Raw genomic sequence first — 25934 nt, 5'->3', positions numbered from 1 at the left:
TAAACTCTGTTGTTCAGATAATTATCGAAATGCCTGAATACCGGTCAGACAGCGTGCAATCAACAGTTTCTGAATTTCGGTCGTACCATCGGGAATGGGGCTAATAATCGATTCACGCGCCAGGCGCTCAACCACAAACTCCTTGGTAACACCGTTTCCGCCATGGATCTCCACGGCATCTCGGGCCGCAGTGACCGCTATTTCAGTACCGTACCACTTAGCCATGGAGCACTCTTTATCGGCGCGCGCTCCGCTTTGCACCATTTCCATCGCCCGATGAGTTAGAAGACGAGCTGCATCGATATGCGTGGCCATGGTCGCAATCTTATCGGCAATCAACTGGTGCCCGGCGATCGGCTTACTATGCTGTGAGCGTTCCTGGGAGTACTTAATGGATTCATCCATGGCGCGACGGGCAACACCGACACCCCACATGGCCATATGACAACGGGCATATTCAAAGAGCTTCAGGGTATTTTTCAAGCCCGCGCCAAGCTCGCCCAGAGTATTGCTCACTGGCACACGTACATCAGAGAGGAACACCTGCGCAGTAGACTGACCATTGAGCGCCAGTTTCTTGATGCCCATAACATCGTAGCCGTGCTCTTCACGATCGATGAGGATGTGGCTGACTTCGCCTTCACCGGTTTTACAGGTACAGACAAAGACATCAGAATATTCACCATTAGTGATCCAGGTCTTTTCGCCGTTGATCACCCAGTGATCGCCATCGCGAACCGCGCGGGTTTTTACCGCGGCCACATCAGAGCCCACATCGGGTTCGGAAATACCCATCGAAATAAACTTGTCACCAGAGATCAAATCAGGCAGATACTTGCGCTTGAGTTCCTCTGAGCCCAGTTGGCTCAACAGCTCGGCACCGACACAATTGATAAAGCCGGGAATAGCGATATCCAATGAGGTATAGGCCACTTCTTCGAACACCATCAGGTGCGTCAGCCAGTCCATGCCGAAGCCGCCCCACTCCTCGGCATGAGGCGCCTTAATCAATCCGTATTCCGATAACTGTTGCGTCCAGCGCTGCATTTTCTCACGGGGAATAAACCCTTCACCGTGGGCACGAAAAGCCGGCTCAATTTCAGCATCCAGAAACTTACGCAGGCTCTCCAGCACCATCTTTTGTTCTTCACTCAGGGTAAAATTCATTGTTACCTCCCGATATTACTTCGCTAGAATACTAATCACTGCGGTCGCCTCTTCCACACCGAAGATACCACCACCGTTTTCCTGAATCGCCACCTTGGCGCCCTCCACCTGGCGGGCACCGGCTTCACCGCGTAGCTGAGTCACCAATTCATGGACTTGCCCCAGCCCTGTGGCACCTATAGGGTGGCCCTTGGATTCGAGACCACCGGAGGTATTTATGGGCACGCGACCGCCGATAGTAAATTCGCCATTCTCAGCCGCCGGGCCGGCCTCACCAAAGGGCACCAGCAGCAGGTTTTCGGCTTGAATAATCTCACCCATGGCTGTGGCATCGTGCACTTCCGCCAGGTCCACATCTGCAGGACTGACCCCGGCTTTTTCGTAGGCCTGCGCCGCCGCCAGGGCGGTGATGTGGTTTCGGTAATCACTGACATCCCGCGTGGTGCCGGAGCGCACCGCGCTGCTCAGCAGGCGCACGGCGCGGCTGTCATCACCTTGCAAGCGCTTCAGGCCTTCAGTGTTACAAAGAACTGCAGCTGCCGAGCCGTCGGAGATGGGCGCGCACATGGGCAGCGTCAACGGATATGTAATAGGGGCCGCGGCCATCACCTCATCAGTGGTGTAGGCCACCTGATATTGCGATAGCGGGTTGTGTACGGAGTGCGCGTGGTTTTTAGCGGACACGGCGGCGATCTGACGCTGCGTGGTGCCGAAGGTTTTCATGTGCTGACGACAGAAAGCCGCGTAGACATCCATAAACATGCTGTAGGGTTTAGGGGACTGAGAGCCCTCGGGCGGGATGACTCCTTCACCCATTTTGACCAGCTGTTCGCGATTGGCCTCCGCGCAGGATACATCCCAGGCGGAGTCAAAGGCCGCAAACATCTTGGCCTTGTCCGGGCTGTTCATCTTCTCGGTGCCCACCGCAATGGCGATGTCGCAGTCTCCGGCACGAATGGCTTGAGCCGCGAGATGCATGGCGGAGCTGGCCGAAGCGCAGGCGCCTTCCACGTTAAAAATGGGGACGCCTTCAAAGCCCATGGAGCGCAGTGCGATCTGCCCGGGGACCATGTGCTGGTCCTGCATAAAGCCAATCACGCAGGAGCCAAAATACGCCTGGGCGATATCGCGCTTGTCAGCGCCGGCATCGCTTAATGCCAGTTCCACCGCTTCGCGGGTCAGGTCGTGATAGCTGCGTTCGAGGTGGCGGCCAAATTTGCTCATACCGACACCGGCAATATAAATGTCGCTCATAATTTCTTCCCAGTTACTATCAATCAATTACTGCCAATGGATCGGCCTGACTCAGCTCCCGCGGAACTGCGGCTTGCGCTTCTCGCCAAAGGCCGCAATACCCTCCTGCAAGTCCCACGAACGCAGGTGCTTGCGAAACACAACCTGCTCGTGCTGCAGGGCAGCATCGCGACTAGCGTCATTGGCGTTATTGGCCACTTCCTTCATGCGTCGCATGGCCAGTGGGCTGTTGCCCGAAATATGCTCAGCCAGGGCCTGGGTTTCGTCGATCAGCGCCTCGTCGGCGACAACTTCGTTCACAAAACCGTAGTGTTGCATTTGGGTGGCCGTCAGTGTGCGACCGGTCAACAACAGGTACTTGGCGACATTGAGCGGCACCAACCGCGGCAGTACAGCCACGCCACCGGCACCGGGATAAACGCCGAAATTGGCGTGGGCATCGCCGATTCTGGCGCACTCGGCAGCCACCACAATATCGGCACACATGGCTGTTTCCAGGCCTCCAGCCATGGTCATGCCGTTGAGCGAGGCAATCACCGGCTTGGGGAAATCCCGTAGCGGCCCCAATACGTTTTCGCACAGACGGTCGAGAATATCTTTTTCCCCGGCGGGGACATTACTGCTCTCCAGTACTTGTTTCAAGTCCATACCCGCACAAAATGCGCGTCCTGCACCTGTGATCACCAACACACGCACACTGTCGTCGGCGGCGATTTCCGACAGGTACTTTTCATAGAGCGCGATCATGTCCAGGTTAATTGCGTTCATGGCTTCCGGCCGGTTCATGGTTAACCAGGAAACCGGGCCGCGCATTTCTATTAATAGTGCAGCTTCACTCATGTGTTTATTTCCTCAATAATTTCAACTACTTTCAGCCTACTTGGCGCTCGACATCCTGCCAGTACTTTTGACGCACATCTTTGCGCAGTACCTTGCCAACCGCACTCACGGGTAATTGGTCGACGACCGTTACCGCCTTGGGAGCCTTGTAACTACCTAGGGTATCCTTCACCAAGGAGATTAATTCCTTCTTATCCAGCGTCTTACCGTCACACAACATCACTTCGGCATGAACCGCCTCACCCCAATCCTCATGGGGAACCCCGACGACGGCCGACATCAATACCGCTTCGTGGGCATTGATCACCGCTTCCACCTCAGTCGCGTAAATGTTAAAACCACCGGAAATAATCATGTCTTTCTTGCGATCGACGATGAAGGCAAAACCCTGTTCATCGATATAGCCCATATCACCGGACTTCCAATAACCGTTGCAGAACTCTTCGGCAGTTTTCTCAGGATTATCCAAGTACCCAAGACAAGTGCCGCGAGAGCGTAACCAGAACTCGCCCAGTTGACCTTTAGGCACAGGGTTGCCCTCTTCATCCATTACCACCACTTCGACACCGGCGGTGATACGGCCAGCAGAGGCCAATCGGTTTTCCGTTTGAGTATCGACACAGTGATCGGCTTTACTCAGCGACAGAGCCAGACAAAAATGCTCCGTAGAGCCATACACCTGAATAAATATATTGCCAAACTGTTCCTGCAGGTGTTTCAGCTTGGACGGGCTCATAGGGGCGGCGCCATAAAACATATTTTGCAGAGAGGACAAGTCTGAATACCGTGCCTCCGGCAATTCCAGCAAGCGGTAGAGAAGTGTGGGAACCATCATAGCGTGGGTCACCTGTTCACGCTCGATGACCTGGCAGTACTGAGCAAGATCCGGTTCGTTCAGAGTGATATTGCAACCGCCAGCAAAAAACACAGGCACCACAAACATACCACTGCCATGGCTGATAGGTGCCAAATGCAACATACGCGACTTGGTGTTCCAGTCACTCTCATCCAGCGCATAGATACCATCGCGCAGACCAAACCAGTTATCCGCACAATAAAGCGCCGGCTTACCCTTACCGGTTGTTCCACCGGTAAACCGTATTAAAAGGGGATGCTCTCGGTCATCGATTTCAATATTGGGGTTTTCCGATGAGGCGGCCTCAACGAGCTCCCAAAAATAGAACAAGCCCTCTTTTGGCTGATCAATGGGGTCCATACAAATCACGGTGATCTGCTTTTCACGCAACATGGCGTAGTGGCTGTCAATCAGTGAATTTTCAATGAAGACCACTTTTGGCTTGGCAAAGTCAACTTGCCAGGTATGCTCTTCAAGGGAGTCACGAAAATTGGTAAAGGCGCCAGTAATATCCCCCTTAAGGATGGTGGGAGCATTCAGCAGGGCCATATTGTCGTTTTCAAGAATATTGACAAAGCGGTCACCGGCTTTCAGGCCAAGCGTGTCACGGAGCATATTAACAATCTGATTGGAGATGCGGTGCAACTCGGCAAAGGTAAAGCGGCGGTTGCGCTCGACATTGACCAGGGCTTCGCATTCGCCGTATCGATCCGACAGAGCCTGAAATTGATTACTAAAATTTATCTTCATCTGCAACACTCTCGTCATAGCCTGTTGTCTTTGTGCTATACATAGTAGCCACTCCAGGCACTAGATCGCAGGTCATATCGTGCTAAAATAGAGTCTATATGACCCGCCTCCTCATAGTTTCGGTATCGGCGATATCAAGGTAATCATTGGCGCTTTCTGAACGGCTATAGCGCCGCTCTTAGAAAGACAAGAAAGGGTTATAAAGACTCAAAAAACATTTATCATATTAAGTAGAATTTTCCATGGAAAAAGACAGCCAAAGCGAACCCCGAACCGCAGTGGGCTGGGCCAATGCCATTGCCATGACTCTTGAAATGCAGGGTAAAAACAGTGCATTGCTGTTCAAAGAGGCCGATATACCCTACCAGTCGACATCAGACCCCAGCTGCCGGGTCGAAGCCCACAAAATATTCCACCTGATGCAATTAGCAGTTAAGACAACAGGCAATCCCAGCTTTGGCTTGCAAGTGGCATGCAATTTCCAACCAGCGCACTTTCATGCCCTGGGCTTCTCGCTCTACTCAAGCAGCAGCCTGTACGACTTTTGTCTGCGCTTGGTTCACTACTTCCGTTTGCTAAGCGAAAACGCCAAACATTATCTGCATGAGGATGAGGAGCACTATCGGCTGGTGATTGAACTGATCAATCCAAAGGCGAGCATTGAAAGCCTGGACGGCTGGATCGGTGCGATTGTTCACATGTGCCGCAGCATCTATCGACCGGATTTTACTCCATTAAAGGTAGAGCTTGAACGTCCCGCACCGGAATCCCATGCCGAGGATTTTGAGCGTTTTTTTCGTGCCCCAGTGATCTTTTCAGCTCCAACAAATACCATTTACTTTGCGAAAGAAGATATGCTTGCACACCTGCCTTCGGGCAACTCGGATCTGGCCAGGCGCAATGATGAAGTAGTAATCGAATACCTGGCACGACTGGACCGCGAAGACATTGTGCGCCAGGTTGAAGCCAAGGTTATTGAGCTACTGCCGACTGGAGAATGCAGTAAAGATCGCATCGCCTCACTGCTGCATATCAGCCAACGCAAGTTACACAACAAGCTGGAGCAGAAAAACACCAGCTACCAGGAAATTCTGGAAAACCTGCGCTCTAACCTGGCCAAACAATATATCGAACAGAAAAACGTCAGCTTCAGTGAAATCGCTTTTCTACTGGGATTTACCGACACCAGCAACTTCGCTCGTGCTTTTCGTCGCTGGACCGGTGTCTCGCCCACGCAATACCGCGATCAATTGGAGGGCGATTAGACACAAACACTCCTCAATACCAGGAGCTATGGTCGCCAGCCTCTGGATTACCAGCCACACGCCTTGCGGGCAATAACCTCGATATGATCAACGGCCACAGGATAGAGCGCCGCCAGCGGATCATGTGACACGGCATGAACAATACTCAACAGTGACGATTCCGCAATCGTATGTCGTTTGAAGTCCTGCGGATGGCCAATTCGATCCAGCAGTTCGCGGATTTTCGTCGCGGCAGCCAAGACCACGGCTTCGGCATCAGTGCCATCAACAGCAAACACATCCTTTAATCTATCGGCAACCGGCGCGTAGAATTCAGGCATAGCTTCCATCACTGTAGGCAGTAATACCCCGTTGGCCTCACCGTGATGTATATGGAATAACGCACCAAAAGCGTGGGAAAAATTGTGTACGGGAGAGGCACCAAAATCAGCTACCACAGAGTTACACGCCATCGCACTGGCATTGAGCATATGCTGACGTGCCAGCAGGTCCCGACCGCTAGCAACCGCCTTGGGCAGATTCTCCAGAATGACCTTGGCACTAGTAACAGCGTGAGCCAAGGCAAAGTCATTGACCCTTACATGGGCAATGGTCTCCACGGCGTGAGTCAGTGCATCCATACCGGTCGCCGCAGTCAACATGGGTGGCAGCCCAGTGGTCATGTGCGCATCCAATACTGCGATATCCGCTTCTAAAAACTCAGAAAGGATAAGGTGTTTGATACCCAGAGCCTGATTGTAGATTACGGCGCCATTGGTGATTTCCGCCCCTGTACCAGCCGTGGTGGGTACCGCAATATGAGGAACCCCCATATGCTGCACCTCCGGCCACTTCATTGAAAGTACCGGTGACTTTATCAATTCCTGAATATCACCCACCTGCTTGTACATCGCCAGCTTGATCATTTTTACACTGTCGAGCACACTGCCGCCACCCACCGCCAACAGGCAGTCGGCCGCGCTTTCACGCACCACGGCAAGCGCCCGATTAATACAGCTCGACTCTGCATCCGGGGCGATATCGGTGAAAGTGGCTACCAGTTTTGGCGCTCCCGGAACTTCATCTCCAGTAAACAGCTCGGCAACCTTATCCACCAGGCCAACATCTTTCAGCCCCTTGTCACTGATCAGCGCCACTCGTCTGCCACCCAAACCGGCGAAAAGATTGGGCAGGCGAATCACCGTACCTGGACCAGCGTGAATTATCGAACGCTGCCAATATTGAAAAGCACCTGAATCTGACATGTTAATTTCCTTTCTGAATTTTCTCTATCTCTGTTGACGTGCTGTTTAGACCGCTTGGTGCAACAGCCCCTGCAGGGCTTTGGCCGCAGGATCGGTCTCAAAACTGGTCAAATAGGTTTTACTTTCCAAGTAGGACTCAATTGATGCCATATTGATTTCCCGGCCGTAGCCGCTCTGCTTCATGCCACCAAATGACACATCCCCGGTAAGCGCATGCCATTCGTTGACCCAGACGGTACCCGCCTCCAACTGCCGAGCGATTGACTGCGCAGCGATGGGGTCGCCGCTCCAAACCCCCGCCGACAAACCATAGCAACTATCGTTGGCCATGCGTATGGCATCATCCACATCGCTGTATTTGATGACCGACAGGACCGGTCCAAAGATCTCTTCTCGATAGATGCGCATATCGTCGGTGACATCGGTGAAAATCGTGGGTTGAATAAACAGAGATTCAGGCGCATCAGGAACCACCATTGGCTCGCCACCGCAAACCAGCGTGGCGCCCTGCTCTTTTGCCGAGTCGATATAGCCCATCACTCGATCATAGTGCGTCTTAAAAGCCATTGGCGCGAGGGTCGTTTGCGGATCAAATTGACTACCAGGCTTGAGAGCTGCAGCCAACTCCACCATACGCGCAACCAACTGATCGTGAATGGATTCATGAATAAACAGGCGCGTACCGGAGATACACACCTGTCCGGCATGAAACAAAAACGCAAACGTTGCACCGCGCGCCGTTAATTCAATTGGCGCATCCGGCAACGCAATACCCGCGCCCTTGCCACCCAATTCCAGGGTCACACGCTTCATGGTATCGGCGGCCGTTCTTTGAATCATGCGACCTGTGTTAGTGGAGCCCGTAAAGGATATTTTCGCCACATCCGGGTGCGCCACCAGCGCGGCACCAGCCTCGCGGCCATAACCGGTTACGACGTTGACAACACCCGGCGGCAGGATACTTTGCAGCAACTCAGCTACCCGAACTATTGCTACAGAAGAGCTTTCAGACGGTTTAATTACGACCGTATTGCCCGCGGCAAGGGCCGGTATCATTTTGACAAAGGTCACAAACAGTGGCGCATTCCAGGGAGAAATCAGACCACAAACGCCCAGGGGCTCTTTAAAAACCTTAACGTCATGAGCTTCTGGCAGGGTACGAACTGGCGGGTATTCCACAAACGGATAATCTTCGAGATTTTCCGCAAAGGTTTGTATGATTTGCATCAATGCCGGCACATCAAATGAGGCCATGCGAGACGCCAAAATACCGGTACAGCTACACTCCAGTTCTATAAGCTCCTCCAGATTGGCCCCCAACACCAGGGCTATACGGGCAATCAACGCAGCCCGTTCACTGGCAGGGGTTGAACGCCACCCCGGAAAGGCGGCCTTGGCGGCTGCCACGGCTTTGTCAACCTCTTCTGCTGTACCGGCAGTGGTTTGCGCTACGATTTCGCCATTGGCAGGATTGATAACATCAATATAGGCGCTCGATTGCTGCGCCTTATGCTCGCCATTAATAACATGACCTTGAACTTTAATAGCCAAGAGAATTCCTCCAGTTAATTACCGGGTCGCTCCTCGCGAATGCCACCTCGGACTTGAAACCTGAAAGCAGAACAGGCCTTTCAGCCCGCACTGCCTTCCAGCCGTCAGCCGTCAGCCTTAGCAGCCGGCATCAGGTTATTGAAAAGACCAGGTCATATCAGAAGTTATAACGTCCCTGCACACCCACAATACGCGGCTCCTCAACCCAGCCGACATAGACGCCAGGGCTTAAAGGTGCATCAATTGACGCAGTGTAAGTGGTCTCGTCAGTTAGGTTACGACCGTATAGCAGGAAATCCCACTTGCCATCCATGGTGGACAAGCCGAGACGCGCATCAACTTTGACATAACTGTCCTGCAAAGCATTGGGGTCTAGGTCGCCGTCGAGGAACATCTCGTCCTTGTAGTTAAAATCAATATGAGCATTCAGCTCAAACTGGTCGAAACTGTAGGTGTAATCGACATAAACTGAGGCGCTGTATTCCGGCGCAAACGCACCGCGCTCGCCAGACAGATCTTTTTGACCCGTAGGGCAATTACCCAAGCCGGTCTCAATGACGGAACAGCCGGCACCTGTGTAGGAATCGAACTCATGGTCCAGGTAGCTGACACTGCCGCCAAGCTCGAGGTTCTCTAGCAACAAATACTGCCCCTCCAGCTCAATGCCCTGAACCGTCAGTTCAGCCGCGTTCCCCACCACATAGCTGGCCCCACTCCAGGAAGTGACCTGCAGGTCTTCTAGTTGGGTGCGATAGGCTATGGCACTGACACGGGCGCGACCATCAAGCAACTCCTGCTTAACACCCAGCTCCCAGGCCTTAACGGACTCATCCTCAAACTCGTGACCAGGACGCGTGCTACCATCGGGGTTGGCGGTATCGGGGCTAACGTTAAAACCACCGGACTTGTAGCCTTCAGAGTAGGAAATAAACACCATGCCGGCTTCACTGTACTCCCAGCGCAACTTGGCCGATGGGTCGAAGTGGTACTCGGTGCGATCACTGCTGGTATCAGCAGCATAGCGATTCAACAAGCCGGCAAAGGTAGCAGCAGCATTGGCGCCATCGGCACCGCCAGCCGCCGCGGCATTGGCAAGATAAGCGGCTAAATCTGCCGAGCCCGCCGTATCTTCAGGCGTAACAAGAATAGCCAACGCATCCGGTGCGCCGGTACCGACCTGTACGCGCTTGCTAGCGTCCTTCTCATCTTCGGAGTAACGCAGCCCCAGCTCCAGGGTCAGCGCTTCGGTCAGATCAATACTCATTTCCCCAAAGAAGGCCAGCGTCTCGGTCTCCTGATTAAAATCAGTTTGCTGACCAACTTCCTCAATACCGCCGGGTAAAATCGATCCCGGTAGCACACCAAAGGTGCCGTCGAAATGGGCAGCACCTTTCAAAAGCAGGTCCTGCTTTTCATAGTAGACACCACCGATCATATTGACGGCGCCATCCCAATCCGTCGCTATGCGGAGCTCCTGGCTCACCATTTCCAGCTCCTCCTCATCGCGGCTATTAATAAAATTGATGGGCAATAAGTCGATATCGTGAAACTGTGTAAATTCAAAATCTGAATAGCCGGTCAAGGACGTCAGGGTATAGCCAGCCAGATCCCACTCTACTTTCAAGGACGCCGATGTGGATTCAGTTTCCTCAAAATCACCGCTGGTCCAGTCTTTATTGCCAATATAGTGCTCATAGGAGCTGCCGCCAGTCGAAGGTCTAAAGCCCGGTGCTAACATTGCTGACATAGCGAGTGTGCTGGGAGCGGGTAGGCTACTATCCACAGCATTAATGGTCGCCTCTTTACCGTCACCATCCATCTCAAGATAGGAGACTTTACCAACTACCGAGAGATTGCTGGTTGGCTCCCAAGCCAAGGCCAGGCGGACCAGCTGGTCGTCTTTTTGCTGCTCGTCCCGATCGAGGTATTTGTTTTTCACGTAGCCATCGGACGAGGAGTCGCGCAGCACTACGCGTGCGGCCAAAGTATCGCTCAAAGAGCCGGACATTACCGCGGTATACCGTTGGGTATCCTGCTCTGGTTCCCAGGCAGCGGTAACAGAGCCGTTAAATTCTTCGCCTACTTGCGGGTTGGCGGTCTCGACTTTAATGGCGCCAGCCACAGTATTTTTACCGAACAGAACACCCTGTGGACCACGCAGGACTTCTACCTGCTGAAGGTCAACCATGGACTGGGTGAACTGGCGGCTTCGCGATTGATAAATACCATCGACATACATACCCACCGATTGTTCAAAGCCCTGGTTAATACCCGAACCAACACCACGGATAATCACATTGCTGGTCTTTGCGGCACGCCCTATTTGTAGGCCTGGCACCTTGGCGGACAGCTGCTCCATACTGGTAACACCCTGGTTTTCCATGGCTTCACCAGACACGGCAGTCACCGCAACAGGGGCATCCATCAGGCTTTCTGCACGCTTACGCGCAGTCACCACGACTTCCTCAAGTGCAAGGGAGTTTTCAGCGTGCAGGGTTACCGGAGATGCCATCAGGATAGTTGCAGATGCAACGGCTGCGGCCAGCTTGTGTCGAGGGCTTATTGTTTTGGTGATGATACTTAACATCATAGTCTCTCTTGTTATATATATTCTTCTTTCTTATAAAAAATACAAATATAGGGTGATCCCTATATTTCTGGACATAGGCAGCCAGGTACTCCTGCCTCCAATGACTGTTGTTAGGCTATCCATGTTGTGGTCAACAATCAGGTCAATTGGGGCATAAACCACGTCTTTTCGTTACCCGAAATTCAACGACAGGAATTCCTGCTAGGAGTCAATAACGGACTGCGCGAAAGGCGATGCGCGGAAGATGGCGCTTCGACCAAGAAAGTAAGATTGGTGCCTAAATGACACGATTGAGATAATGGCTGTTCCTACAATAACAGGGAGAGTGCAAGTTTCGAGGGAAGAGTATCGCGTCGTCAGCCGCAAAGAAGTGAGATATCAACGGTAACTTGTATCACTGATTGTGCCGGTCGGTATAACAGCAAGATTTTAAAGGCGGAGGCAATCTCCCCAACGACGTTAGCCACCAAGGAAGGCAGCAATGCGTATCACTGCTGACTTTCCCAAACACATTAACTGTTGAGAATTTCAATATCCGCCCCTGTTAAGGGTTATAAGACACCTGCCCAAACTCTTCTTCCTCTTGCTGCCGTGCGCATTGGTTAACGGGCAGGCGTCTTATAACGCTCAGGGAAGGAAACCGCGGGATTCGGGCTCCGCGCTTGTCGACGTGTTGGCTACCGTGCAACGCCGGCGACAGCATCGCGTTGCGGTCTTTATCCCCTTTGCCCTGCTCGACGTGCAGGATCATGCGTTGGCTGTCGATATCACTGACCTTCAGGTGCAGCACTTGCTGGCGCGCAGGCCGGTTGTGTCGCATTTACCTTTGACAATACAAAATGATTTAGTATCGACTACGGCTTACGTTGCCAGAGCATAGAATAGTGCACAGGGAGACTGCGACCCTCCCCATTTCTTCTGACCCTTTTTAAGCATTCTCCACAGTTCCAGTCAAGCAACGGTTCTGGCAGCACTGCTAAATCTTTCAAAGCCCATGGCCTGTTTCATTTTTCGTTTTATGAACCGGTGGTCTTGCTCAATCACATTATTTAGGTACTTACTTTGTCGAATAGTGATTCGGGTGTTGTTCTCTTGATTGTAGTCGTTGATCGCAGCGTGGTTGGCTCCACTTTTGTCGATATTGATTAATCCCGGCTTGCCATTTCGGTTAATCATTTTCTTCAATAATCGCTTGGCAGCCTTTTTGTCCCGTTTTGACGTTAGCAAAAAATCGATGGTATTTCCTTCTTTATCAACAGCGCGATACAGGCATTTCCATTGCCCTTTAACCAGAAGGTAGGTTTCGTCAAGTCGGATCCTGCCACCTGAACGACGTTTCCTTTTGTGGAACTCCTTTTCAAGCAGTGGAGAGAATTCTAGAACCCAGCGGTTCAGGGTGCTATGATCTACGTGTATTCCTCGCTCCTTCATCATCTCCTCGATATCACGATAACTTAAACAATAAGCGACTTACCAACGAACACACTGCAAAATCACCGTTTTCGGATAACAATAGCCTTTGAAACTGACCACGAGTACACCATCCTAGAATCAAATGGCGAATTGTACGCTAATCAGGGCAGTAGATGCGACGCAACCTATCACCACACCCAGTACCATGGCTGATCTGTTGGCGGCTTGCGGAATGAGTGAGCGGACATTGCATGAAAGGTTTAAACGCTTTCGGCAGATCACGCGATGAATTATTTGCATACCATCCGACTAAAGAAGGTTCACGGGAATTTTTTGGCGACCAAGGAACGTATAGGTGTCACAGAGATTGCCACCCGTTGGGGTTTATACTGCTGGGGGGCTTGCCTTTACAAAAAGATCGTTATGGGGAGTCGCCGCCGGAGACATTGCGGAAAAACCGTTCACATTAACGAGATTAAGCCAGCGAACTGGCATCACTGGATTAATAAAAAGGGGGCGAGAGAATCCCCCTTATGTCACAAGCTACCAGCTGACAAAGTTGGCATTATCTAAATCTTTTTCCGAGAAGAGGCAGCTTCACAAAACTGAAGTTTATTCCAACGGGATATCGTGTGTTTTTTTTGCTGAGTATCTCTCCTATCCTCTGGCTTGTCTTTATTTGCCTCAGGCTCAAGGGGCATGTAATCTTCCGGGTGCTTAATTAACGCCTCGACTTCAGCCGGACAATCATAAATCATCTCCGTCGACGTTGCGTTAGCTGTAACAATTTTCCAGCGCCTGATTCAGGTGCGCTGCATCGAGATTATTCCAGCCAATCATTACCAGTTGATTTTTCGGCATCTGTTGCCAGCGTTCCTCCTTTTCAATCTCCACCCTTGAGCCCACCAAATGCACCTTACAACGGTGCTTAGGGCTTTCCGCCAGGTAGACAAATCCCTTGGCGCGATAAAGGTTTTCCGGCAACTGCTTCAGCGCATGACGCAGCTTGCTAAGGGACAGGGGTTGATCGCTCTCCCAGCTGTAGGTAGCAAATTGCTGATTGTGGTTGTGATCGCAGTTGGCGTTGCACTGGTGTCCAGATTTGCTTGGGGAGTGGTTCGTCTCGAACAGCTCCGTCCCTAATAACAGTTCCACAGGGATATCGGCAAATTGAGTTTCGAACACCCGGGCGTATGGGTATAGCCATTGCTGGCGAAACGACTCCACCTGCCGAGTGGTCGCCAGATCCGTTTTGTTAATCACCACAATATCGGCAACACTCAACTGATCCATCGCCAGCTTTCTCCTGTCGCCGTCCAAGCTGGAAAAGTTGTCAGCATCGATGATAGCTACCACTGCATCGACGGTGAGTTGTTGGCGAAATTGCGGGTAGCACAAGGTGTTCACCACCTTGGAGGGATCCGAGACGCCACTGGTTTCAATCAGGATATACTCCGGGCGCTCACGCAAACTGATCAATTTGTGCAGCTGCTCGATCAAGTCACTTTCTACAGTGCAACAAATGCAACCGTTAGACAGGTTCACCATGCTCTGTTCGGCGCTGACGATCAACTGACTATCGATATTGATCTCACCAAAGTCGTTGACCATTACCGCAATCTTACGGCCGTGATCACCATTAAGAATACGATTAAGCAAGGTGGTTTTTCCGGCGCCGAGAAAACCGGAAATAACGGTAACAGGAATCGGGCTAAACTTTTTACTCATTGGCTCACCACCGTCTAACTGCAGTAGTCGTTTAATACAATAACACGCTCAAAGATTAGTCTTCCATGCGCTCATAAAACGTCGGTACCTGATCGCTTTTCCATACCGCTTCAAGTTCAGCTTGTTCAAACTGATCCAACCGGTCCCAGACGATCTCACCTTCCATCACCGTGATATCCACCCTGGTGTTGTGCAGATTTCCCTGAGGCTCTAGTTCAAACAGGTTGCGATCCAGGACAATCAAATCCGCCGATTTGCCCACTTCGATACTCCCGGCCTTATGCTCAATCCCCATGGACCAGGCGCCGTTAATGGTCATCACCTTTATCGCCTGTTCCAGCGAAATCGGCTCGCCGTAGAAGGGCTCCGAGTAGTCCCCCCAAGGGTTCTTCCGCGTCACCATGGTTTCAAAACCGATCCAGGGGTTGATATTGGAAACCGGCCAATCGGTACCCATCACCGCCACCCCGCCGGCATCCAGCACCCCCTTAAAGTTGTAGAGGGTTTTCATTTTCTCTTCGCCGGCCTGAGTACGGGCGTAGGCGAAATCACTGGGATACCACACGGCCGGTGAGAATTCGGCGGTGACATTGAGCTCTTTGAAGCGCGCCAAATTCTCTTCCAGCAACAAGGTGGAATGGGCGCACTGGTGGCGCACACCCCCGCCGTTAACGCGGCGTGCCTCTGCCACGGCATCAAGAAACAGATCCGATGCGCCGTCGCCGGTGCAGTGGGAGATCACACGAATTCCCCGGCGATCAAGGTCCACTACCATATCGGTAATATGTTCCGGCGTCAGGTTCAGCCCGCCGCGCCATTTTTCCTCGCCGGGCCAGGGGCTGGAAAGGTAGGAGGAACGGGTTTCGTGCACCCCGTCAAAATGAAACTTGACCGCATTGGCATTGAGGCGCGCACTGCGATAGTAATTCCGTTCGCCACTCAGCAGCTCCCAACGGCGCTTGACCGGGAAGATATCGTCCTGCCAGCTGATAGCGGCCTCGACTCTCAGTGTCATTTCGCCGGCATCATCGATTGACTTCAACGCCTCCAGCCGATGCTCGCACACATGCACATACTTGGTCGCCACCACACCGCGGGAAGACTGGTACTGCACGCCTTCACGGTAGGCTCTTTTCAGCGCGTGCTGGGGCGTCGGCGGCATGGCGGCGTGAATCATCGCATAAGCGCCGTCAATCAGGATGCCTGTAGCCTCACCCGTAATGGAATCGCGCTGTATAAAACCATTGCCCGGGTCGGGGGTGTCTGCTGTGATATTGGCCAGGGCCAGGGCTTTGGAGTTCACCATCATCGAGCCCCAGGAACGGTCGAGAATGGCCACTGGCCGATCCGGCATAACGGTGTCCAGCCACTCGCACCCCGGCTCAATCTCCGCCTGACGAAAGGTGAAGTGCACAAAATAGGAACCGTATATCCATCCATCGCCCGGATGGGATTCCGCATAGTCCAGAATCGCCTTTGCAATATCGTCCGGCGTGGGGCTTTCCAGCCCCACATCCAGATAATCGGCATAGCCCGGTGCCAGACTCAGGTCTGGGTGGGTATGCATATCGTAGAGGCCCGGCATCGCAAAGCGGCCTTGCAGGTCCACCTCGCGGGTGTGCTCATCCCGGAGAGCATCCATCTCTGCCCGGCCACCGACCGCGATGAACCGGCCATCTTTTATGGCCACCGCTTCCGCCCAGGGCCGGCCGGGGTCCACTGTATAAATCCGCGCGTTGGTCAGTATCAGGTCTGCCTTACCCGGCCCTTGCCCGGTATGGCTGGAGAGGTAGTTGGTTATTTTGGTAGAGTTCATTGAATCTAGTCCTGTGTTAGCCCGCGAAATAACCTTCTGACCGCAACTCTTCAACGGTGAGCTCGATACTCTTGCGCAGGGTGTCGACAATAAAGTCCACATCGGCCCGGGTCATGGTCAGTGGCGGCGACATTACGTTCAGGTGCACAATGGACCGGCAAATCAACCCCAGCTTGTCGGCGTGATTGGAAATGCGTTTACCGATATCCAACTCTTCCGGGAAGAGTTCCCGCGTTTGCTTGTCGGCGACATATTCCACGCACACCATAAACTTGCGCCCGCGCACCTGTCCGACAATGGACAGGTCCTCCAGCGTTTTCAGTTGCTCTTCAAAGTAGGGGCCAACTTCGTTAACGTTTTCCAACAGTTTCTCCTGCTCCATTATCTCGATATTTTTCAGTGCTGCCGCACAGGCCACCGGGTGCCCCGAGTAGGTAAAGCCATGGGGAAAACAACGCCCGGAACCCTCCGCATTTAAAACCTCCCAAATCTCATCGGAAAACAGCAGCGCACCCAGTGGCATATAGCCGGAGGTCAGGCCCTTGGCGGAGGTGATCATATCCGGCACTATGCCGAACTCGTCTTCAGAGGCGAACCAGTGGCCTAAGCGGCCAAATCCGGTGACCACCTCGTCAGAGACAAAAAGAATGTCGTTTTTCTTACACACCGCGTGCATGCGCTTAAGGTAACCCTCTGGCGGTACAATCACACCACCGGCCCCCATAATTGGCTCGGCAAAGAAGGCAGCCACTTTATCGGCACCGCCGAGCTCTTCGATCTTGTCTTCAAATTCCTGCACCAGGCAGTCGACAAATTCCTCCTCGCTCATGCCCTCTTCCGCGCAGCGGTAATAATTGGGGTAGGAGATATGGTGGATAATATCGCTGATAAAATTAAACTCCGGCGGATGATCGCCGGGCTTGCCGCCAATCGACATGGCGGCATAAGTTGTGCCGTGGTAGGAGTTCTTGCGCGAGATAATATGTTTCTTGTCGTGCTTGCCGCGACAGTTCTGGAAGTAGTGGATCAGGCGAAAGGCCGTGTCCACCGCCGTGGAGCCACCACAGGTAAAAAATACATGGTTCAGGGGTGCCGGTGCCAGCTGCGCCAGCTTGGCCGCCAACTCTGCGGCCGGCACGTTAGTCAAGTCCACAAAGGCACTGGCGTAGGACATTTTATAGGCCTGCTCGGCGATGGCGTCGGCCATATCCTTGCGTCCCAGACCGATATTGTTGCACCACAGGCCGCCGACCGCATCGAAGTACTTGCGACCATCGGTGTCGTAGATATGGCAGTTGTCACCTTTGACAATAGGCAGTGCTCCATTGTGACGAAACAGGTCAAAGAACTGCCAGGGGTGCAGGTGATGGGCCTTATCCATTTCCACAATCGCCTGTGTGTCGTACTGGTCAAATTCGCTCATGCCTCATACCCTCAAGTAAAAACGGTGCTTTCAGTGCCAAACAGAAAGGCTCTGTTCTATGGAGCTAGTGTAAGGGGGATAAGTGCTGGAGAATATAGTTCTAAAGGGCAGGTAGACGATCACCGGGCATGGGTTTCCACTTGCCCTATACTCAATAGCATGGCATAAGTAATAAGCAGGCACCGAATAAATAATTGTTAGACGCAGTCAATGACATCAGAGCAAAAACACCGCCCCATCACCAAGCCCTACAAACAGTTGCTGATTCGGATGATCGACAAGCTAGGCGAGCCGAGGTTTTTTCCCCTATTGAGCCAGGAATTAAATAACACCATTCCCCAGGAAAGGAGCAATATCATTTTCTCCTTTTCCCAAGAGCATGGACCCAGGCTATTAAGTCACGATATCACTTCTCCTGGCATAACAAAGAACCTTAAACGCTACCTCAAGGGCCTTTACCTGCTCGATCCCTTTTACCTGGCCAGCACCGAGGGACTGGCGTCGGGGTTTTACACCCTCAACGATGTGGCACCGGATAACTTCCGCGAAACCGAGTTTTTCCTGCGCTATTACAAAAAGGACGGTATTGCCGATGATATGGGTTATTGCATCACCCTCGAGGATATCGGGCAGAAGGAGCGCTATCTCCATTTTTCCTTCGCCCACACGGAAAACGACACGCTGACGCAAGACCGACTTGATGAACTGCACGCACTGGAGCCGCTGGTGCGCACACTGGTGCTAAAACACCTGCGCCTGACCAATAACCGGGAACTGGCCAACCCCACCTCAGACCTGCACCGGCAACTGAAACAGGTTATGAAGGATTTTGGCAGTTCCGTTCTCACCGGCCGCGAGCGGGAAGTGCTGTTGCTGATTCTCCACGGCCACTCCAGCCAGGCCATTGCCGACAAGCTGGAAATCGCTCTCAGGACCGTCAAGCTGCACCGGCAAAATATCTATCGCAAGCTCGATATCAGCTCCCAGGCCGAGCTGTTTTATTTGTTTATCGACTCGCTCTCCTGCCTGAACCTCGACGAAAACCCCGACCCCCTGTCTGCCTACCTGGCGCCGCCGAGCTCCCCATAACGCCTCTCCCCCTTTCACCAACACCTGCCCTATGGGTCTATATTGCTCCCAGACGCTCCGCAGTAGCATAGGTTTTACAGATTCACTCCGTAAACCCCATAAGAGACAGCGACTATGGCGAAGACCTTGAAGACCACCCCCAGCCAGGACGGTTTCTACGTACCCGGCGCCTGGCAACCGAAAAAGCAGTGCTGGATGATCTGGCCGCAGCAGAGCGATGTCTGGCCCGCCGGCGCCAAACTGGCCCAGGCGGCTTTTGTTCGCGTGGCCAGTGCCATTGCCGATAGCGAGCCGGTTACCATGTGTGTGTCGGCCGCCCAGTTTCAAAATGCCCGCGCCCGCCTGCCCGACACGGTGCGACTGGTGGAGATGTCCACCAACGATGCCTGGATGCGCGACTCCGGCCCCAATTTTGTGATCAACGACCAGGGCCAGGTACGCGGCGTGGACTGGCAGTTCAACTCCTGGGGCGGCCATATCGGTGGCCTGAGAAACCACTGGGAGCTCGATGAGCATATCGCCCACAAGGTGCTGGAAATCGAGAACACCGATCGCTACAAGGCCCCCATTGTCGCAGAGGGCGGCGCCTTGCAGGCCGACGGTGAAGGCACCCTGATTACCACTCGCCAGTGCCTGCTTAACCCCAACCGCACGGGCGAGCGCAGCGACGAGGAAGTTGACCAGGCACTGAAGGACTATATGAATGTGGAGAAGATTATCTGGCTACCCACCGGCTGCCCCTTCGACGAAACCGATGGCCATATTGACGACCTCTGTGTCTTTGCCGCCCCCGGCGTCGTACTGTTGACCTGGACCGAAGACAAAAACGATCCCCAGTACGAAGTCTCGCAGCTCACTTACGATATTTTAAGCAACGAGACCGATGCCAAGGGCAGACCGCTCAAAGTCGTCAAGGTGCATCAGCCCAACCCCATCTGCTGGACCGAAGAAGAGCACGCGACCTTCGATCGCAATGCCGAGGCCATCGCCCGCCAGCCGGGAGAGCGAATCGCCGCCACCTACGTCAATTATTACATTGGCAATAGCGCGGTATTTGTGCCCCTGTACGACGATCCCAATGACGAGCCCGCGCTCGCCGTTATCCAGGACCAGTTCCCGAACCACAAGGTCGTGGGCGTACCAGGCTGTCGAGATATTTTGCTCGGTGGCGGCAGCATTGGCTGTATCACCCAGGCGCAGTTTTCCGGTGAAACCCGTTAATTTTCGAGAGGTATTGCAGTGAAAAAAATCAATCTAGCCGTAACACAGATGAGCTGTGGCTGGGATCGCGGAGTGAATATCGAAAACGCGGTTAAACTAGTGCACGAGGCCGCCGCCCAGGGGGCCCAGATCGTTCTGCTGCGGGAATTGTTTGAGACCCCTTATTTCTGCTAGCACATCAACAACCGCTATTTAGAACTGGCCACCACCGTTAAGAACAACCACGCCGTCAAGCGGCTTAAAGACGTGGCCAAGGCGTTTGAGGGTGTGATCCCGGTCCGCATCTTTGAACGCGCCAACAACGGCTTCTTTAACACCCTGGTAATGATCGATGCCAACAGAGACTTGGTTCTCTCTCTGGCCTCAGAATGACCGGTGCCGTCACAAACTTGTCATTAGCAAGTAGACATTTCCACTACCCTATCAATAATGCCACACTGAGATTAAACCTATTTTTTCAATTTTGCGCAGAATTCGATGCATAATATTTCGGTGGCGCGTCTTCGGCAAGTCCGTAGCCCAAGGCATTACATCCGGTGTCACATGACCAATTCAGGCTGTTGCAATATTTCTGGCGCCAAGCCGCCACTGTACATCGGCGGCTTCGCACTTTCATAAGCCATAGCCGCTTTAAATACGGTTACATCATCGAAGCTGGGGCCAACAATCTGCATACCGGTAGGTACATCATTAGAGGCGAAACCAGTGGGCACACTAAGAACAGGGCAACGGCTCAGGGTATTGAACGGATAGGTCATGCACCAGCTTGCCAGCGATGGGGCCATGATTTCACCATCAACAATCAAGGTATCCTTACTGTAATCAAAATCCGCTTTTACAAACGTGGTGGCAACCGTAGGACAAATTAACAAATCGTAAGAGGCAAACACCTTGCTTAACTGAGCAAACATTTCACCGGCATGAAGATTCGCTTCGACGACACTTTTTGGTTGAGGTGAACTACCAGTACCCAAGAAATAACGTACATAATCAGTCAGTTGTTCTTCGCGACCAACGCAATCTCGCTGTAAGGTGGAGCCAAACAATGCGTGCAGATGGGTCATGGCCGTTGTCAGGCAACTACTGTTCCAGCCTATATCAACTTCTTCTACAGTCGCTCCCAAATGTCTGAATACTTCCACCGCAGCCAAGGTATTTTCGCGCACTTCAGAATCCACGGAGAAATAGCCAAGATCCAGAGAATAGCCAATACGCATCCCTCGAATGTTTTCAAGATTATCCGGTATCGTCAACTTTGGGCTTACACTGGCTGGATCAAAGGGATGGGGGCCGGAGAGCACATTCTGGAACAGTCGACAATCAGCCACCGTTCTTGCCATTGGGCCTTGATGGGCATAGGTATCCAGGTTATAGGGAGATTCATCCGGCACCCGCCCATAAGGGGGCTTGAATCCGATCACACCCGAACAAGACGCGGGCACGCGAATCGAGCCTGCAATATCAGAACCATTTGCCAGAGTCGTAGTCCCAGCCGCCAGCGAAGCACCTGCGCCACCGGAAGATCCTCCCGGCGTATATTCCGTATTCCAGGGGTTTCTTGTTACCCCCCACAGGCGAGAGTGGGTCACGGTGTTTGAAGAGAATTCCGGTGTCGTGGTACGCGCATGAATAATGGCCCCGGCATTGAGCATACGTTCTACCACCGGAGAATGAGTCTGGGCGACATTATCTTGCAACAACAGGGAGCCGTTGGTTGTCACCTTACCGATAATATTCTCTTCATCCTTAACCGCCACAGCAATACCTTCCAGGGGCCTAGCACTCCCTTTCATATACGACTTCTCCGCTAGCCGTGCTGCATCCATCGCTTCGTCAAAATACTCAAATGAAAACGCATTGATAGAGGGCTCTACCTGTTCTGCGCGATTGATTAACGCTTGTAACAGCTCAACGGGCGACAGTTTTTTGGAGGTAAACAGTTCACCAGCTTTCGTCGCAGATAGATAGCACAGTTCATTGCTCATGGTTAGTTACCTAAATACTTATCCGGAATAAATAAATCACGAAATGTTAGATGCCAGTTAGCAGTTTCTTTAATCTGTGCCTCGACTTGGTCACTACTCTGGGTAGCTGTTCGGTCGGCGATTCGGCCTGTTTTCGATCAGAGACTTGATCAGTCGCTATTGCCACTGGCGCAATCGCGATCAGGCAACCCACCAAAAGCAGCACCCCTAACCACATGGCATTGGAGTAGTCTCCTGAGCCCACGACGCCCCCATAGAGTGCAGGACCCAGAGCAACGCCCACCATAACCACAAAGTAACCCAAAACAGCGATTCGCCCTTGAGGGTCCAGCTGCGCCTGAATACCCTGCAAATATGGCAGCGTAAAACTCCAGGAGGCACTCAGGGCCATAATCGCCACCATGTACAACAAAAGGTCATCGACACCCAGCAGTAACAACAATGAAAGCATTCCGCAGCTCAGCCCTGCGGCGATCGGCAGAAAACGCCCTCGACGAATACCGAGCCAAACGACGGCCAAGGCACCGGGAATACCGACCAGAGACGCAATCGCCAAAATCATACCCAGCGTATCTCGGGGAAGGGGAATAGCCAGGCCGACTCGCTCGATATAGGCCCAAACACCGGCATTCGCCGCCTCGAACAACCCGACAGCGACAAAAGACAAGCCGACAGGTAGCAGTTTGATTTTCTCTGCTGCGACTTCAATACCGTCGTTATCGTTACCCTGATGAATTTTTCGTTTTAGTGAACACTTAAGAGCGGGCGACAACACCAATGACAAGAAAGCAAAGGCAATAAACACCAAATAGATAACATTCACTCCATTCACGGCCATAAAGTGTGGTAAAACAGCCAAAATCAGGGCCCCCACACCAAACTGCAGCATCATGAACAGCCCATAGCCCCTTTCAGGATTTGGCTGCTGTGCAATCCAGCTGATAGCAGTTGCGGTTACAACACCGCCACCTATACCGGCAGCAAAACGCAAACACCCCAGTTGCAATGCTGCATCAAAAAACAGCGAAGCCAGATCAGCAACAACCTCCAGCCCAACGCCCATAATGGCGAGGCGTAACAAAGAGAAATGCTTTAACAACCCCGCCACAATTAGCATTCCAATTGCCGATCCGAACAGATTAGCCGAAGCAATAACACCGGCTTGCTGTTCGGACAAGCCGAGATGATCCATCATCCCCCCTACCCAAGCAGGCAGTACAGCCAGGGGAGCCACACCAACAAACCCTGTAATAACAACCAAGAGCATGGTAAACAATCCATCTGAGCTCAAAGAATCTTTAACTGTCTTTCCCATATGCACTCACAACCTGCGGTTTTGTCAAATCACATAAACGCCAACACAAATGACAATATTATTGGAGTCCCTTCCAACAATATTGCATGAAGGATTATTTACTCAAAGTTGTAAGTAAAGGTTACACCATAGCTCACAGGTTGTTGACGATAGACCGAACGGGCTCCCGAGTTATTGGTGAAGCTGTAGGTATCAGAGTTCTCATTTTCAATATTGTCTGCCCAAAGTGCCAGCTCCCATATCTCATCAGCAGAGCCCAGTGAAAGCCTTGTTCCCACCTTTTTCACCGGACCATACACCGCCAACGGATCGGACAGTGCGGCGTATTGATTGTCACTCCAGCTATAATCCAGCTGAATGCTGGCGATAAAATTATCGCTGGGATTCCAGCTATAACTGACCAAGCCATTGTAACTCCACTCAGGTGACTGGGATAAACTGGCACCTTTAGGCACAACGCTAAACAGCGTCATATTACGTACATCGGCGGACGCCAGATCTTTCTCCACTCGGGAATTAATGTAGGAAACACCCCCTTTAAAGTCCAACCCCTCTGCGGCTCGCCACCAAAAATCCAGTTCCGCACCTTCAATCGTAGACTCTGGAACATTCGCCAGGGTTCCTACCAGGAAGATTGCAGGATCCTCAACAATCGCCAGGGACTGGCGATTATCGTAATCATATCGATAAACGGCACCATTTAACTGCAAGCTACTATCGAGCAAGGTAGTCTTAAAACCGATTTCGTAGGCCGTCACCTCTTCTGGTTCGACATAGCCGAGAACAGCATCGCGGGTCCCAACACCACCATAGAAAATGCCGGCCTTATAGCTGGTAGAAACATTACCATAGAGGAGAACATCTTCACTGATTTGATAATCGAGGCCAATTTTACCGGAGATATTATCCTCGGTTTCAGACGCATCATTAGCAACTATCAAAGTACCCGCTACTGGGGCGCTACCCAACATCCCGCCTAATATTCCAAACAGGTCTGAGCCGTCGGTGCTAAAAGTGCCGCCGTCAAACTCACGTTTGTCCTGTGAGTAACGAACACCACCGGTAAGTTTGACCACCTCAGTGAGATAGTATTCATTGTGAAAATAAACACCCCAAGAAGCACTGACCTGTTCGTAAGCCGTTGTCAAATTGATACCTGCAGACCAGTCCATCAGGAAATCATCGGACACCTCTACCTCATCCAGCGAATAATTGGCCCCCAATACCCAGGTATAGTCATCGCCACTGTCTGAGGTCAGTCGAAACTCCTGTGAGTATTGACTAAGCTCACCCGACTGATCCAGGTCCAGGAAAGAGACCGCGGTGCCGTCGTAGTTGTCCACCACCTCCCGCTCATAGCTTTCCCAAGCGGTGATCGACTGAAAGCTAAGGCTCTCTGCATCATGAACAATAGTGATCGATGCTCCGTACCCCGTCTCATCCCTGCGCACATCCAGACCACCCACCCTGACACTGTCGGAGTCAGCAGGCACATCCAGCATGCCATCCAGCAGTCCACCCAGGCCTAAAATGTCATTGGCGGCCTGCTCGGAATTATCATTCTGCGGTGAAATTGGCTTTGACTCATCATTGCCGTAATGAAGATTGACTAACATCTCCGTATCCGGTGAAAGCTCAACGTTCAACAGTGTCCTGATGGCCAGCTTATCCACCTTGCCAAATTCTTCGCCAGTATCAATATCGGTCTGCCAACCTTCATTCTGTTTTGAATAGGAATAAGCCACCCGACCGTTAACAGAGTCTGATAATGCACCATTGACATAGCCATCAAGGTCGACTCGATTCCAACGGCTATAACCAGCAGTTATAGAAGCAGAAAAATCTTCCGACGGTTTATTGGAAACAAAATTAATAGCACCGCCGGTGGTGTTTTTTCCGTAGAGAGTCCCCTGAGGCCCTTTGAGTACCTCAACACGCTCAATATCCATTAACTGGAAGCCGAGCAACATGGGTGAACTGGCAAAAACCTCATCGACATAGACGCCTACCCCGCTGCTGTTATTGATATTGAAGTCATCGAGGCCGATTCCGCGAATCGCAAAAATCGGAGTGCCTCCGGAGGTGCCGTTAGCTGTACTCAAGCCTGGCGTGTGTGACGCCAACTCTGTTGCCGAATCAAGATTCAACTTCTTAATGTCATCACCCGCAAAGGCGCTCACTGCCACACCAATATCCTGGGCACTCTGTGCCCGCTTTTGGGCGGTAACCACTACTTCTTCAATCTGCATCCCGTCAGCCAGTGCAGGCACCGCCACACACTGTCCCGCCAGGCAGGCGATTGCCAGACTCAAAGGCCGCAGACCTATAGTTTTTTCTTTATTTTTCATACTCTTGCGCTCCTCAAACGAAAATATACCTACTGCTATCAACAGCCCCAGCGTGTAAATGAACTTCGCTGATGGTGAC

At 52.3% G+C, this 25934-nt stretch carries 17 protein-coding genes and 2 pseudogenes; 4 read left to right on the top strand and 15 right to left on the bottom strand.

Annotation, left to right across the window (positions count from 1 at the left end; genetic code table 11):
* Positions 1–21: 21 nt before the first annotated feature.
* Genes ACGHM3_RS12380 through ACGHM3_RS12365 form a run of 4 tightly spaced genes read right to left on the bottom strand, consistent with a single transcriptional unit; the run spans position 22 to position 4867 of the window.
* The gene (locus ACGHM3_RS12380) at positions 22–1167 is read right to left on the bottom strand and encodes an acyl-CoA dehydrogenase family protein (RefSeq protein ID WP_345426631.1); all 1146 of its coding nucleotides are present in this window, start codon (positions 1165–1167) and stop codon (positions 22–24) included.
* A 15-nt stretch (positions 1168–1182) separates the two neighbouring features.
* Positions 1183–2421 carry a thiolase family protein gene (locus ACGHM3_RS12375; RefSeq protein WP_345426629.1) on the bottom strand — a complete coding sequence of 413 codons (1239 nt, stop codon included), beginning with the start codon at positions 2419–2421 and terminating at the stop codon, positions 1183–1185.
* A gap of 51 nt (positions 2422–2472) precedes the next feature.
* On the bottom strand, positions 2473–3261 hold the full coding sequence (locus ACGHM3_RS12370) for an enoyl-CoA hydratase/isomerase family protein (RefSeq protein WP_345426627.1): 789 nt from the start codon (positions 3259–3261) through the stop codon (positions 2473–2475).
* Positions 3262–3292: 31 nt separating this feature from the next.
* A complete protein-coding gene (locus ACGHM3_RS12365) occupies positions 3293–4867 on the bottom strand; it encodes an AMP-binding protein (RefSeq protein WP_345426624.1) in 1575 nt (524 codons plus the stop codon).
* A gap of 242 nt (positions 4868–5109) precedes the next feature.
* Between ACGHM3_RS12365 and ACGHM3_RS12360 the strand changes: the two genes are divergently transcribed.
* Positions 5110–6132, top strand: a complete 1023-nt coding sequence (locus ACGHM3_RS12360; RefSeq protein ID WP_345426622.1) for an AraC family transcriptional regulator — start codon at positions 5110–5112, stop codon at positions 6130–6132.
* A gap of 47 nt (positions 6133–6179) precedes the next feature.
* On the opposite strand, the gene ACGHM3_RS12355 is transcribed toward ACGHM3_RS12360, so the two are convergent.
* The 8 genes and pseudogenes from ACGHM3_RS12355 to ACGHM3_RS12320 all read right to left on the bottom strand — a co-directional run bounded on the left by ACGHM3_RS12355 (position 6180) and on the right by ACGHM3_RS12320 (position 17897).
* Positions 6180–7376: an iron-containing alcohol dehydrogenase gene (locus tag ACGHM3_RS12355; RefSeq protein ID WP_345426620.1), complete on the bottom strand. Its 1197-nt coding sequence runs from the start codon at positions 7374–7376 to the stop codon at positions 6180–6182.
* A gap of 45 nt (positions 7377–7421) precedes the next feature.
* The gene (locus ACGHM3_RS12350; RefSeq protein ID WP_345426618.1) at positions 7422–8927 is read right to left on the bottom strand and encodes an aldehyde dehydrogenase family protein; all 1506 of its coding nucleotides are present in this window, start codon (positions 8925–8927) and stop codon (positions 7422–7424) included.
* Positions 8928–9084: 157 nt separating this feature from the next.
* The gene (locus tag ACGHM3_RS12345) at positions 9085–11517 is read right to left on the bottom strand and encodes a TonB-dependent receptor (RefSeq protein ID WP_345426614.1); all 2433 of its coding nucleotides are present in this window, start codon (positions 11515–11517) and stop codon (positions 9085–9087) included.
* 544 nt (positions 11518–12061) lie between these two features.
* The gene (locus tag ACGHM3_RS12340; protein ID WP_345426612.1) at positions 12062–12337 is read right to left on the bottom strand and encodes a hypothetical protein; all 276 of its coding nucleotides are present in this window, start codon (positions 12335–12337) and stop codon (positions 12062–12064) included.
* Between the two features lie 41 nt (positions 12338–12378).
* Positions 12379–13050: pseudogene (locus ACGHM3_RS12335) on the bottom strand (IS6 family transposase).
* 654 nt (positions 13051–13704) lie between these two features.
* Entirely contained in the window at positions 13705–14658 is a 954-nt protein-coding gene (locus ACGHM3_RS12330) for a GTP-binding protein (protein ID WP_345426610.1), read from the bottom strand.
* Positions 14659–14713: 55 nt separating this feature from the next.
* The gene (locus tag ACGHM3_RS12325) at positions 14714–16474 is read right to left on the bottom strand and encodes an amidohydrolase (RefSeq protein ID WP_345426608.1); all 1761 of its coding nucleotides are present in this window, start codon (positions 16472–16474) and stop codon (positions 14714–14716) included.
* Between the two features lie 16 nt (positions 16475–16490).
* Positions 16491–17897, bottom strand: coding sequence for an aminotransferase (locus ACGHM3_RS12320; RefSeq protein WP_345426606.1), 1407 nt, complete (start codon positions 17895–17897; stop codon positions 16491–16493).
* 210 nt (positions 17898–18107) lie between these two features.
* Between ACGHM3_RS12320 and ACGHM3_RS12315 the strand changes: the two genes are divergently transcribed.
* From ACGHM3_RS12315 to ACGHM3_RS12305, 3 genes and pseudogenes are all read left to right on the top strand, one after another.
* Positions 18108–18986 carry a helix-turn-helix transcriptional regulator gene (locus tag ACGHM3_RS12315; RefSeq protein ID WP_345426604.1) on the top strand — a complete coding sequence of 293 codons (879 nt, stop codon included), beginning with the start codon at positions 18108–18110 and terminating at the stop codon, positions 18984–18986.
* A 114-nt stretch (positions 18987–19100) separates the two neighbouring features.
* Positions 19101–20207 carry an agmatine deiminase gene (gene aguA, locus ACGHM3_RS12310; protein ID WP_345426602.1) on the top strand — a complete coding sequence of 369 codons (1107 nt, stop codon included), beginning with the start codon at positions 19101–19103 and terminating at the stop codon, positions 20205–20207.
* An 18-nt stretch (positions 20208–20225) separates the two neighbouring features.
* Positions 20226–20378, top strand: a pseudogene (locus ACGHM3_RS12305) (nitrilase-related carbon-nitrogen hydrolase); the annotation flags it as partial.
* A 368-nt stretch (positions 20379–20746) separates the two neighbouring features.
* On the opposite strand, the gene ACGHM3_RS12300 reads toward ACGHM3_RS12305, so the two are convergent.
* The 3 genes from ACGHM3_RS12300 to ACGHM3_RS12290 form a co-directional block, all read right to left on the bottom strand.
* Positions 20747–22192 (bottom strand): amidase, encoded by a 1446-nt coding sequence (locus ACGHM3_RS12300; protein WP_345426598.1) that lies wholly within the window; start codon positions 22190–22192, stop codon positions 20747–20749.
* Positions 22193–22238: 46 nt separating this feature from the next.
* Positions 22239–23507, bottom strand: a complete 1269-nt coding sequence (locus ACGHM3_RS12295; protein WP_345426596.1) for an MFS transporter — start codon at positions 23505–23507, stop codon at positions 22239–22241.
* 98 nt (positions 23508–23605) lie between these two features.
* Positions 23606–25855: a TonB-dependent receptor domain-containing protein gene (locus tag ACGHM3_RS12290; RefSeq protein ID WP_345426592.1), complete on the bottom strand. Its 2250-nt coding sequence runs from the start codon at positions 25853–25855 to the stop codon at positions 23606–23608.
* Between the last annotated feature and the right edge of the window lie 79 nt (positions 25856–25934).

The organism is Halioxenophilus aromaticivorans (assembly GCF_042850945.1).
Taxonomy (GTDB): domain Bacteria; phylum Pseudomonadota; class Gammaproteobacteria; order Pseudomonadales; family Cellvibrionaceae; genus Halioxenophilus; species Halioxenophilus aromaticivorans.
The sequence above is the reverse complement of the archived record's forward strand: the minus strand, read 5'-3'. Positions and strand labels throughout refer to the sequence as shown.